The organism is Peribacillus sp. YIM B13472, from assembly GCF_042788005.1.
GTDB lineage: Bacteria > Bacillota > Bacilli > Bacillales > DSM-1321 > Peribacillus > Peribacillus simplex_E.
The window spans coordinates 170,399-182,545 of sequence record NZ_JBHZPG010000009.1; the positions used below are offsets into that span (position 1 = coordinate 170,399).

General features: G+C 38.0%; 12 protein-coding genes, 1 pseudogene and 1 riboswitch. Of the genes and pseudogenes, 4 read left to right on the top strand and 9 right to left on the bottom strand.

The window, feature by feature from the left end:
* Positions 1-84: 84 nt before the first annotated feature.
* Positions 85-585 (bottom strand): preQ(1) synthase, encoded by a 501-nt coding sequence (queF, locus tag ACFX4I_RS10070; RefSeq protein WP_061461394.1) that lies wholly within the window; start codon positions 583-585, stop codon positions 85-87.
* A gap of 104 nt (positions 586-689) precedes the next feature.
* Positions 690-735: riboswitch (PreQ1 riboswitch) on the bottom strand.
* A gap of 130 nt (positions 736-865) precedes the next feature.
* Between queF and ACFX4I_RS10075 the strand changes: the two genes are divergently transcribed.
* Together ACFX4I_RS10075 and ACFX4I_RS10080 are read left to right on the top strand one after the other, a co-directional pair.
* The gene (locus ACFX4I_RS10075) at positions 866-1,723 is read left to right on the top strand and encodes an EamA family transporter (protein ID WP_230302152.1); all 858 of its coding nucleotides are present in this window, start codon (positions 866-868) and stop codon (positions 1,721-1,723) included.
* 250 nt (positions 1,724-1,973) lie between these two features.
* On the top strand, positions 1,974-2,108 hold the full coding sequence (locus ACFX4I_RS10080; protein WP_192207721.1) for a BA3454 family stress response protein: 135 nt from the start codon (positions 1,974-1,976) through the stop codon (positions 2,106-2,108).
* A 263-nt stretch (positions 2,109-2,371) separates the two neighbouring features.
* Here ACFX4I_RS10080 and ACFX4I_RS10085 read toward each other — a convergent pair whose 3' ends face one another.
* The 8 genes from ACFX4I_RS10085 to ACFX4I_RS10120 all read right to left on the bottom strand — a co-directional run bounded on the left by ACFX4I_RS10085 (position 2,372) and on the right by ACFX4I_RS10120 (position 10,796).
* Positions 2,372-2,821: a YfmQ family protein gene (locus ACFX4I_RS10085; protein WP_377420346.1), complete on the bottom strand. Its 450-nt coding sequence runs from the start codon at positions 2,819-2,821 to the stop codon at positions 2,372-2,374.
* A 318-nt stretch (positions 2,822-3,139) separates the two neighbouring features.
* Positions 3,140-3,424, bottom strand: a complete 285-nt coding sequence (gene qoxD / locus ACFX4I_RS10090) for a cytochrome aa3 quinol oxidase subunit IV (protein ID WP_096338881.1) — start codon at positions 3,422-3,424, stop codon at positions 3,140-3,142.
* Position 3,425: 1 nt separating this feature from the next.
* Positions 3,426-4,022, bottom strand: coding sequence for a cytochrome aa3 quinol oxidase subunit III (qoxC, locus tag ACFX4I_RS10095; RefSeq protein ID WP_057278578.1), 597 nt, complete (start codon positions 4,020-4,022; stop codon positions 3,426-3,428).
* On the bottom strand, positions 4,022-5,968 hold the full coding sequence (gene qoxB, locus ACFX4I_RS10100; protein WP_377420348.1) for a cytochrome aa3 quinol oxidase subunit I: 1,947 nt from the start codon (positions 5,966-5,968) through the stop codon (positions 4,022-4,024). The genes qoxC and qoxB overlap by 1 nt, the downstream gene beginning before the upstream one ends.
* A 73-nt stretch (positions 5,969-6,041) precedes the next feature.
* Positions 6,042-6,971 carry a cytochrome aa3 quinol oxidase subunit II gene (gene qoxA, locus ACFX4I_RS10105; RefSeq protein WP_230302157.1) on the bottom strand — a complete coding sequence of 310 codons (930 nt, stop codon included), beginning with the start codon at positions 6,969-6,971 and terminating at the stop codon, positions 6,042-6,044.
* A gap of 1,177 nt (positions 6,972-8,148) precedes the next feature.
* Positions 8,149-8,463 (bottom strand): hypothetical protein, encoded by a 315-nt coding sequence (locus ACFX4I_RS10110; RefSeq protein WP_179891008.1) that lies wholly within the window; start codon positions 8,461-8,463, stop codon positions 8,149-8,151.
* A 262-nt stretch (positions 8,464-8,725) separates the two neighbouring features.
* Positions 8,726-9,961 carry a S1C family serine protease gene (locus ACFX4I_RS10115; protein ID WP_377420350.1) on the bottom strand — a complete coding sequence of 412 codons (1,236 nt, stop codon included), beginning with the start codon at positions 9,959-9,961 and terminating at the stop codon, positions 8,726-8,728.
* Positions 9,962-10,145: 184 nt separating this feature from the next.
* Positions 10,146-10,796 (bottom strand): hypothetical protein, encoded by a 651-nt coding sequence (locus ACFX4I_RS10120; RefSeq protein WP_377420352.1) that lies wholly within the window; start codon positions 10,794-10,796, stop codon positions 10,146-10,148.
* A 190-nt stretch (positions 10,797-10,986) separates the two neighbouring features.
* Here ACFX4I_RS10120 and ACFX4I_RS10125 point away from each other — a divergent pair, with 190 nt between their 5' ends.
* Both ACFX4I_RS10125 and ACFX4I_RS10130 read left to right on the top strand, forming a co-directional pair.
* The gene (locus tag ACFX4I_RS10125) at positions 10,987-11,343 is read left to right on the top strand and encodes a hydrolase (protein WP_230304292.1); all 357 of its coding nucleotides are present in this window, start codon (positions 10,987-10,989) and stop codon (positions 11,341-11,343) included.
* A gap of 173 nt (positions 11,344-11,516) precedes the next feature.
* Positions 11,517-11,858, top strand: a pseudogene (locus ACFX4I_RS10130) (cytosine permease); the annotation flags it as partial.
* Positions 11,859-12,147 lie beyond the last annotated feature (289 nt).

Consider the following 12,147-nt stretch of genomic DNA (forward strand, 5'->3'; position numbering starts at 1 on the left):
GTACAAAACAATAAGACCACTGATCGAGAATGGCTAAAAAACTAAAAAAGACAACGGGCATTTGCCCATTGTCTCTCCTATTCTTTAGCGATTATCCACGGTTTCCGGGTATAAGTCATGGTTCATCAAGCGGTAATCCGCCATTTCCTCATACTTCGTACCTGGTTTCCCATAATTCGTGTAAGGGTCGATGGAAATTCCGCCCCTAGGTGTAAACTTGCCCCAGACTTCAATATATTTAGGGTCCATCAATTCGATTAAATCATTCATGATGATGTTCATGCAGTCTTCATGGAAATCACCGTGATTGCGGAAGCTGAATAAATAAAGTTTCAAAGACTTGCTTTCCACCATTTTCACACTTGGAATATAGCTGATGTAAATGGTCGCAAAGTCAGGCTGGCCCGTTATCGGACATAAGCTAGTGAATTCCGGGCAATTGAATTTGACGAAATAATCCCGGTTCGGATGCTTGTTATCGAATGACTCAAGGATTTCAGGCGCATAGTCGAATGTATATTTTGTTCCTTGATTTCCAAGCAGTGTGATATCTTTTTTTAATTCTTCTTCTTTTCTTCCAGACATTAAAAGTCCTCCTAATCCCACGTTTCAGGGAGATTCATAAAATGGGCCTCTATATAACAAAAACCATATCTCCTCAAAGATATGGTTGATTCGCGAAAAATATCAAAGCCATAGTTTTTTTAAGAGGGTGATGCTATGAACCTCTCCCGTTTATCGGGAAATATTTTAAAATTGTCATAGTAAATATAGAAAAAAATATCTAATCTGTCAATCATACTTTTTAAACTTGGTTTGATTCCTGCATGCATTCAGCTTAAAATGTAGAAGAAGTTTATCCTACATGAAGGAAGAGATTACGTCAATGTGGATTTTTGCAGCCCTCATCACAAGTTTATGTTTCGGAATCAATAACAGCATTTTTAAATGGAGTAGCGGAAAAGGTTACTCAAAAGTACATATCCAATTTTTCTTTTATTTTTCAGCTTTTATTTTGGCCATATTTTATGGAGTATTTGTGGATGGTTTACAGTTGAACTGGCTGTCCATCATGCTTGGTGGAGCCATTGGGGTACTGAACGCTAATGGTAATATCCAGATGGCAAGCGCCTTTGAAAAAGGGCCGGCAAGCTTGACATCCCCATTAATCGCAGCGAATGCAATATTCCCCATTCTCTGTGCAGCTTTAATTTTTCACGAACATATTTCTACTTTGCAGTGGACTGGAATCGTCTGCATGTTTCTCGCTACATTAGTCATTCAGTATACACCTAATGCTAAAGGTAACCATCAATATGTCCCTTGGATGATGCACACATTATTATCCATTTTATCTTTTGGTGTGCTCGGCATTCTTATGACGACATCAACACGTCTTCATTTAAATTCCCTTGATATCCTGGTATCAATGTATGGAGGCGGAACTCTTTATCTTCTTTCGGCTCTGGCCTTTAAAAAGGAAAAACTCAAGCTACAGGAAGTCAAAATCGGTTCCTTAGTAGGCCTTTTAAGCACTATAGGCTATGGATGTTATTTCTTTGCGTTGAACACCGGCATCGCAAGCATCATTTTCCCTGTCGTCAGCCTGAACTGTTTAGTTGTCGTATTCGCTGGATGTTATTTATTCAAGGAAAAACTAAAAAACTATCAAATTGCCGGCGTACTTGCAGCATTAATCGGCATTATCTTGACTAAAATATGAATTTGGGTCATTTACAAAAACGGCCTGGCTGTCATGAGTACAAGCCAGGTCGTTTTTTTATTTTACCGGGGAATAGAGTGGTCAAAAAAAAAAAGTGTTGACACTTCCTATAAAATATCAGATAATTTTGAATATTAACTCCTTATGTTTTACTGCTTTTGAAATGTTTGAAAAATCCTCTGCCACGGGTATTAAAGAAATAGGTACAACCACCTCATTTAATTCTGAATTAGGAAAGGAAAGATGCATAATGGTAAAAGTTACAGTAACAGTTGATTTTCAAGGAAAATCTTATCAAACTAACGTCCTTACTAAACCGGATACAGATCATGAAGTAATTTTACAACAAGCGCTTCATCAAGTTGAAAAACAATGGAAAGCATAAAAAGGCAGGCATCGCAATAGATACCTGCTTTTTTATTACCATTTAAATAATTTCATATGCACGATTAAAGAACCTCTTACAGTAATTCCCTCACTTTTAATTACTTTTTCCATAATAAACTAAAATTGAGACTTCAGTGTGTACGTTAACCTCTTAATTTGAATACCAAGTTATTTAGAATTGTACCTAAATTGAAATGGATTACATTATAAAAGACTTATAAAAAAAACGGTCTTTTTAAGGACCGTCTTTTTAATGTTCTTTTAAACTAAATTTCTTATTAATGGCACGGAACGTTCTTGGAGGCTATCGGAAAGCAGGCTATAAGAAATGACTTTCTTCTTGTACTGTTTAACTACATCCACGTGGTCATTGTAAATGTACACAAATAACCTAACATCCTTTTTGCTTCTTTTAGTATCTATGACCAATGGAGTCCCACTGTTCTCTGGATGTAAAAACAATTGCTCGTTCCCAGGGAATATATGATTTTTTTTCAAAAATCTAGCGTTATTGAAATAATTAATGATTTGAATTTTTTCTTCACCTTCCAAACGTTTTCCGTCAAAGGTTACGATCGCATTCTCGTCACTAATTTCTGAGTGTATTTTAAATTTGCCGATAATCCAATTAACTGCATCGGTTGGAAGACAGGAAACCAGTATTTTTAACAAACTTAAGATAATTGTCAAAATCAAGACCGGCAATGTCAATTTCATCATCTCCGCTACGTTTATAAATACTTATATTGCTTATTATACCAAAAGGTCTGACAGTTTTTCCTAGAAAATGTGTACGTTCTATTAACGTTTCACTTTTGTAAAACATTGCACTTGAACGCACGGCCGCGCTTCGAAAGGGGAAAATTTTCCGTTTTATAAATATAATGTTCCGAAATGGTAATACTAAACAAAATGGGTTCATCCACATCTTCAAAGTATGAAGTGGATAGAGCGGTATATGAATTTCTACTTATTAATTAAATACAAAAAACTGGGCATCATCAAGACGCCCAGTTTTTCCGGAATCGATTATTGATATCCCCAAATCATTGTTAGCATTGTACCGAAAATTGTAACCAATGCAACGAACAATCCGTAATAAACGTTTGTGTAAATCGATGCTTTATCTTCAGACTCACCTGCGTGCATGAACATAACAAATTGCAGTGCAGCTTGCATGAAAGCTGTAACAAGTAGGATGATCACAGCCATTTTAAGTGAGAGATCAAACACAATAACTGATAGTGCGACCAAAGTCAGAACTAGCGAAAAAGCAAATCCCATAACTTGGCCCCGTGGGAATAATTCTTTCATATTACATCATTCCTTTCAGGTAGACGAAACTGAAGATGAAAATCCAGACAACGTCCAAGAAATGCCAGTAAAGTGAAAAGATGAAAGCCTTGTTTGTTGTCTGTGGAGTCATACCGCGCTTTTTAATCTGCATGGTGATGAAGGTTCCCCAGAATAAACCAAGTGTAACGTGAGCTCCATGCGTACCTAGTAATGTGAACAAACTAGATAAGAAAGCACTTGTTTGAATCGTTGCTCCTTCATGTACATACTCCACGAATTCATAAATTTCGACTCCTAAGAATCCTAAACCAAGAATAAGGGTGATAATGAAGAAACCAATCGTTGCTTTCTGCCTGCCAAGTCTCATTGCATTGATTCCAAGACCTATGGTAAAACTACTAGTTAAAAGAAAGATTGTTTGAAACATTAGTGTTGGGACTTTAAAAAGATGTTCCCCTGTTGGACCATTTCCAGTACCACCAACTAAGACAAAATAAGTGGCGAACAGTGTAGCGAAAAGAGCTATTTCTGCTCCCAGGAAAATCCAGAATCCAAAAATCTTTAAGCGATTTTCTTCCGTGCTATATTCTAGTGGCAGCGAGTTATCTATTTTCATTACTTAGCACCTCGCAATTTATTTTCAGTTTCTTCGATCTCTTCAACAGAGATATAACGTCCGTGATCTTTTTCGAATGAACGGTGAATCATACAAGCAAAGATACCGATCGTTGCAATGATTGCAATGATCCACATGCTGAATACCAATGCAAAGCCCCAAACGAAGAAGATACAGCTCATGATAAACGGCACGCCACTGTTATTTGGCATATGAATCTTTTCTACTTTACCGCCAAATAATTTAAAGCCTTTTTTCTTTGAATCCCAGAATGCTTCTGTAGAATCAACTGTTGGCACAATTGCAAAGTTATATTCAGGGATTGGTGTATGTGTAGCCCACTCTAGAGAACGTGCATCCCATGGATCGTTTGAGATATTTCTTGATGCATAACGAGTACTCCAATAGATATTGTACACAATAAGTGCAAAACCTATTGCTAAACCAATCGCTCCAACGAAAGAGAGCATATTCAATGGACCATATCCTGTTGATTCAGAGTACGTATACATACGACGTGCCTGCCCATCTAAACCAGTGATGAACATCGGGAAGAATGTTACATTAAAGCCGACTATAATGAACCAGAACGACCATTTTCCAATTTTTTCGCTCAACATGAAACCGAACATTTTTGGCCACCAGTACGTAAAACCGGCAAGTACGGCAAATACAGTACCAGGGATTAAAACGTAATGGAAGTGAGCTACTAAGAACATTGTATTATGGTATTGGTAGTCAGCACTTGCCATGGCAAGCATTACCCCTGTTACCCCACCGAGCGTGAAAATCGGAATGAAAGCTAAAGAGTATAGCATTGGAACGGTAAACACGATTTTACCTTTCCAAAGTGTGAACAACCAGTTGAATATCTTAACACCAGTCGGGACGGCAATTGCCATCGTGGTAATCGAGAAGATACCATTAACCATTGCACCGTGGCCCATTGTATAGAAATGGTGAGCCCATACAATGAAAGATAGTGTAGAAATAGCTACCATGGAGATAACCATCGAATTATACCCGTATAGGTTACGACGTGCAAATGTCGAAATGATTTCACTGTAAATACCGAAAGCTGGAAGAATAACTATATAAACTTCAGGATGTCCCCAAACCCAGAACAAGTTTGCCCAAAGCATATCGCTACCGCCATTGGCCATCGTAAAGAATTGAGTTCCGAATAGACGATCCATTGTCATCAACGCAAGTGCCACTGTCAATACAGGGAAAGCGAAAACGATAATGAAGTTTGTAATCAAGATAGACCATGTGAACATTGGCATTTTCATTAAGTTCAGGCCAGGTGCTCTCATTTTCAAGATGGTTACGATAAAGTTGATACCAGTCATTAATGTACCAATACCAGCGATTTGAAGTGAAATCGCGTAATAGTTCGAACCGACTGATTCACTGAAATCGTTACTTGCCAGCGGGAAGTAAGATGTCCAACCTGCATCAGGAGAACCACCGACTACGAAAGAGATGTTAAATAGCATTGCCCCCATGAAGAATAACCAGAAGCTTACTGCGTTCAGACGTGGGAATGCTACGTCACGCGCTCCAATTTGTAATGGTGTAACAATGTTCATTAACCCAATGATGAATGGCATAGCCATGAACAGGATCATGACGACCCCGTGTGTTGTAAATACCTCATTATAATGCTGTCCATCCAAAAGACCGTTATCTGGAATAGCCGTTTGAGCACGCATCATAAGAGCATCGACGCCACCGCGGAAAAGCATAAGCAGTGCTGCCAAGATGTACATGATACCAATACGTTTATGGTCAACCGTTGTTAACCACTCACGCCATAAGTAACCCCATTTTTTAAAATAGGTAATTCCGGCAACAACCGCAATCATGGTTAAACCAATGGCAATCATGGATGCATAAATCGCAGGACTTGGATGAGGTACGGCAAATCGATCAAAGTAATCCATACTTTTGTGACTCCTTTCAGGAAAATATTCCTTATCTTGTAAACCTAGTTGTTTTATCGAACGAAATTAATTCTTAGTGATCATGATTCATGTTGCTGTGTTCTGAATGTTCCTCGTGTGAATCCTTGGAATCATTTTCTTCAGTATCAGAAGATCCGTGGTCATGACCAGCATTTTCCCCTTCAGGAGCTGGTGAAAACTCTAAGTGAGTTCCAGTGTAAGTTGATTGTCCCACATGACCAGGTTTTAATAATTCATTGAATTTTTCCTCAGTAATCGGTTTAGCAGTAGCTTTAATTTCATCTACCCACTTATCGTAATCTTTTGCTGACAGTGCATTAACGTTGAACGTTTGCTGAGCAAAACCTGAACCACTGAAGTTTGAATTTCGACCCATATACTCACCTGGTACATCAGCTGCTAAGTGCAACGTATTAACCATGTCCGACATCGCGTATTTTTGTCCTCCAAGTTGTGGAATCCAGAAACTTGAGATTGGACCGAATGAGTAAAGTTTAAATTCAATTGGTCGGTTAGTCGGTATAAACAGATAGTTGACCGTTTCGATATCTTCTTCCGGATAACTAAAATGCCATTTCCAGTTGGACGATGAAGCGTAAATAACTAAAGGTTCTTGATCTCCGTACCCTTTAGGTGTTGCCTCAACTTCATTTGTTGTTTTAACAGTAACAACGGATAGGAAAGCGACGATCAAAATTGGGATCGCAACCCAAATTATTTCAAGAACCTTACTTCCTTCAATATGAGGTGGTTCATAATCATCACGCTGTTTGGAAGCACGATATTTCATTATCATGAAGATATACAGTACCATAACGACAAGGACGACAAAGGACATTGTCCATATCGAAATCATAATAACATCTGCTTGTGTTGCAGCTACTGGCCCTTTAGGGTCCAAGACCATTAATGGGTTATCGCAACCGGTTAGCACAGTGGCAATTGTAAAAAGTATAGTTAATAGAGCCCATTTTAATTTCATAGTACTACCCCTTTCTTACATAATAAAATTCCAATTGGTAATTATTCGGACAAAGTGTTACCATGTTCACAAACCCGACATACCAATATTAATCCCAAGTGTAAAAAAAGACAATATAAAGTGACATCTGTCACATAAAGTTCAATAAAGAGCAGTAAGAAGATGGTAAATGAACAGAAATGTTCGAAAAACTTCAGCAAATGAAATATAATAATTGTTTAATAAATTCCCTATGGAAAATTCACTTATTAGACAGGATTGATGACAGTATCGGTCACTTCCCGTTTAATATTACTCTAATATAATGAAATAAAATTTTCACATTATATTCACCGCGTTTATTGCCTCAAGACTTATAAAGATTATGAATTATATTACCTATCCTGTTAATTAGGTATCTATCGTTGGAAAACATGATTTATAGCGGATTTTTTTCACTCGGCCATGGAAGTTGGTAAATGGTAGCCGCATTGTACACAATGTTGTTTCCATGCTTCAATACCCTTATGATCCAATACTGGTCAATATTATATATATATAAGGAAATAACGAGTGTGAAATGTAAATGTTTTTTCTCCTCGCAATACTTATTGCCCTGTCAGTATTCAGTATTCCTAAACAGCCCTTTAGCAGTAGTCGTGGGTGAAGTAATTCAAGGGTCAGTCAAACTAGTTGCAACTAGTCCAGTTGTTTATCAATCAATATCAGTAGGACAGGACAAAAACCATTTTACAAAAAAGTACATTTGGTGGTTCAATAAACTCCGGCTTTTGGAAACTCACTACTCAAAAATCAACGACATCCCTTTTGTATCTTCAAGGAAAAGTGCATAAAAAAACCACAAAAAAAGGACTTTTTAAAAGTGTCCTTTTCTCGTGGATATAGTTCAAAATGCAAAGTGAAAACTTCCTGGCGTTCAGGCAGTTTGGTTTGAATGTCCAAGCACATCGTATGTATTTCAAATACAAAGGGTTACTTGAATTTTTTTTGTACATGACGAGTGCAGTATATTGTATTGATTAAAAAGTAGCCAACTGATAATTAATCCAAGTCCTTCACAAAATGAAAGCGCATTCAATCATTCGGATCACTTTGACTCAAATTCTTTAGACAGGCGTTCATCCATGTTAGTAAATCTGATGATAGAATGCAAGTTCATTATGCTATATTCCTCGTTTTAGTTACTGAATTCTGTACTTCTTTTTGTTTGAGTGTTAGCCTTTGACTTCATTTTTATGATTTTAGTCGTTTCCGGTACAATTCTTTCACCTTTATGTGTTTTCATTACCATTTCTTCTGTCAGGACAAAAAATATACCAACTAGAAAAATTGCAGCTGCGCTTAGTGTGATGGCGATTCCAACGGCGGTAAATATATAATCTTTATTGTAATCGCTTACAAAGAAACTTAAAGCAAAAATAATAATTCCGATTACACAACCTGTGCCCGATACCCATTTCACTGCATCTAACATCTTCTGATTAGCTTCCATAATTTCATCCCCTTTCTTTCTATTTTATGACATTTCACAAATTTGTCAAATCTTTTCTATTTTTTAACATATCCACAATGAAAACCTTGACAAATAGAACGCGCCACTATTCACCTTTAGGTATTCGAGACTATATTAAAATCTGAAAAAAACAGTCCAAATTAACTATCTGTTTTTCCGAAATTAACCTTTTGTATACTACTAAAAACTTCTCGACTTCCAATTAAAAGCCCCTGATTAATAATCAGGGGCTAACTATTTTCTATGGTTTTTGCAAGGTTAACGTTACCGTTTTCTCTTCAGTACCCCGATATACCTTAACCTTAACTTTATCGCCGATTTTCTTATCTGTATATAAGTACTTCCTTAATGCAGCGGCTGTATTTATTTTCGTTCCATCAATCTCAACGATGATATCCTGTTGCTTAAGCCCTCCATTCGCCGCAGCCGATCCCGCTTCAATACTCGTCACCATTACACCGGACTTTACGGCTTCAGGAACATTTTGAATGTAATATTGCGGCAGTTCTTCCATACTGGCCAAGCTGACTCCTAAATATGGACGCGTGATTTTTCCATTTTCAATCAGCTCCGTAACAATCGGAATCACATCATTGCTTGGTATGGCAAACCCTAAGCCTTCAACACCGTTTTCGGAAATCTTCAAGCTGTTTATGCCGATCACTTCCCCAGCGGTGTTGATTAATGCACCGCCGCTATTGCCGGGGTTGATCGCTGCATCTGTTTGAAGGACATCAAGTTCCCACTCCCCATCCGAGGTATCGACTGAAATGGAGCGTCCGGTCGCACTGACGATCCCTTGTGTAACCGATCGTGAAAAATCAAGTCCAAGTGGGTTGCCAATTGCCAATACTTCTTCACCTGGACGCATGCTATCAGAATTACCGAATTTAATTCCCTCCGGTGCTTTCGAGGCATCAATTGTCAAAACCGCTAAATCCGTCAAAGCATCCGCGCCGACAACCGCTGCTGTTGCCTTTTGTCCATCATACAATGAAATTTCGACTTCCTTAGCTCCTTCAATAACATGATTGTTCGTGATGATATAGGCTTTCCCATTAGCTTTTTTATATATGACCCCTGAGCCAGTTCCGCTCTCAACCGTTTTGCTCTCCGTGCTTTGCTGCTGGTACGGGTTTTGGTTTTGCATCTCCTGTAAATTCACGACCCCTACAATTGACTTGGATGCTGATTCCACCATCTCTGCCCTATCATTTGAATCCGTACTTGTCGATAACTTTTCCGCCGTGACACTTTTATCCTTTTCAACACTTTCCGTTTGCTGTACACCTGCCGTTTCTGTTGCCTCATTCACTGAACTTTTCCCTTGATCTATAAAATCCCCGCCAAATAGAAATACAGACGATGTAACCATAGAAGCAACCGCTCCGGAAACAAGACTGGTTATCCAAAGAGATTTACCCTTTTTCCGTTCTGCCTTGACTCTGACTTGCTCATCACCAGTATAATTCTCCATCTTTACCCCTCCTAGAATTGTCCTTTACTTGGCTCAATCATAAACAGTAAATATTAAAAAATTCTTAAGAAAATAAAGAATAAGGTGACCTTTTTAAAAAAAATTTATCGAACCCTGTTACTTTGCCGCGCCACAAAATAAAAAGGCCTCTACAGGGGCCTTTAATCCGACCATTCAGTTATCCTTACATGACTTCATAAACTTCTTTAGTCTTCTTATTCACGCCATACCAGCCCCAAGTGGTTTTATGGCCACTTTTCTGACTAGGTTCATCCACCTCGAAAACATGAAAAATATAATCTCCCTTTTCGGAATCATGATCATGTTCGATATGCAAATTCGGGAAATTTTCCATGTCCACATAATCCTTCACAAGCTTTTCCGCCTGAGATTTACTTAATGTACTGACCGAATCCTTGCTTGCCGCCTTATCTTCTACTTTGAATCCGTCCTCAGTTGCTTCCTCCACCGGTTCGTCATTCCCCACTACAGTTTCTATCGTGGCGGAGTTTGATACCGGGTGCATCTCCACCGCCTTTGAAACCATTTGTTTACCTTCCCGGTATTTTGCTTTATATGCGGTTGCTTTTTCAAAATCGCTTTTGGCCGAACCAAAATCCTGTTCTTCATAATTCTTCATCCCACTTGCCAGAAAACCTGAGAGATCCATTAACTCTCTTGCTTCCGGTGTTTTTGCTTCTTTATAAGCTAATTCAAATGCCTCATGGGCTTCTAAATAATTTTCCTCATTCAACTGACTTTTCCCTAAATCCATATTGGAATCATAATTCCTTGTTACGCAGCCTGAAGCAATCAACACAAAAAAAATAACCATGATTGACCTCTTCACTATGTCACTCCCTCACTTTTCCATACTATTCTGTAAATCCATTTTAAACCATTTGATAAGAAACCCGATACCTCTATTTCCTATCTTTTTCATTAAGGAAATGTTTACGTTCATGATTAACTTTTTACAAATAGTGGTACAGAATAGATAAATGCTTGAAAGGATGATGTGCAGAATGATGCAGGAAAAACAGACCTACCATGTCGATTTGGTCAGCGGCGACGTACTCGGACAAAAACTTGAAGAGAATCCGAGCTTCACTATACAGGCAACTGATGAGGAACTTGCAGAATTGAAACAATGCTTGGAGGAACACCGGACAGATGACCTGGAGGCATATGCCCGTTCACATGTGCCCTACCTTCTCTATCATCATGACCGGGCAAATGATAAATACGATGCAGCCATGAAAAGGCTTTATGCGCTCATTTATAAGTTAGGGGATGAAACGGCACGAAACCATATTGAAGAAATCGGCATATTGCAAGATAACAAATTCGCGGGAGAAGAAGAAGTGCAAAAGTTCAAATAACAAATAGGAACAGAACCTGAAATTCAAAGGTTCTGTTCTTTTATGATCAAGTTCAATCAAAAAGTTTTCCCTTCCTTAATATAAAAGGAAAAAGGTTCCATTTTGTAATTCATTATACAGTTTTATACGCAGGGTCCTTTCAATCTACATATTTATCTTTCAAATAGTCTGAACCCTGGACATCCATCAATCTTGTTGATTATTATTTGCTGCGACATGGCCGTTACAATGTAAAAGATATTTTTGATGTGAACGGTCAATATGGAAAAATAAATTGGATTACCTGTATGGCATTTCTTGTATCAATCTTGGCGGAAATCCCTTTTATAAATACATCATTCTATGTAGGACCGATAGCCAAGGTCTTTGAAGGGGCAGATATCGCTTGGATTATTGGGTTAGTTGTCCCAGCTGTTTTGTATTACTTCCCAATGAGAAAAAAGTTGAATATCGCTGAAAATGCAATAAAACAAGAGAATGGTTCGATAGAGAAAACAGACGCTAGTGTTAAGTAAATTAATATCAAGTGTCGGATAACAGAGAATCCTAAAATGAACTGCACCCCAATCGTTAGTCACCTACTAACAATTTGAGGTGCAGTTTTTTGAATTTATACGATTAATGAAAAATTACATGCTGTATGGAAAAAATCCATAAGAAAGAAATGTAGGTTTATCCCCTCTGAATTTGAAAGCATGGAGCATTTCAACATCAACGAATCAAGATAAAATTAAAACATACTAAGATTAGTAGTGCGGACCAAGGCATTGGTCCACACTACTATTTTTTATATAGTAGAAATGA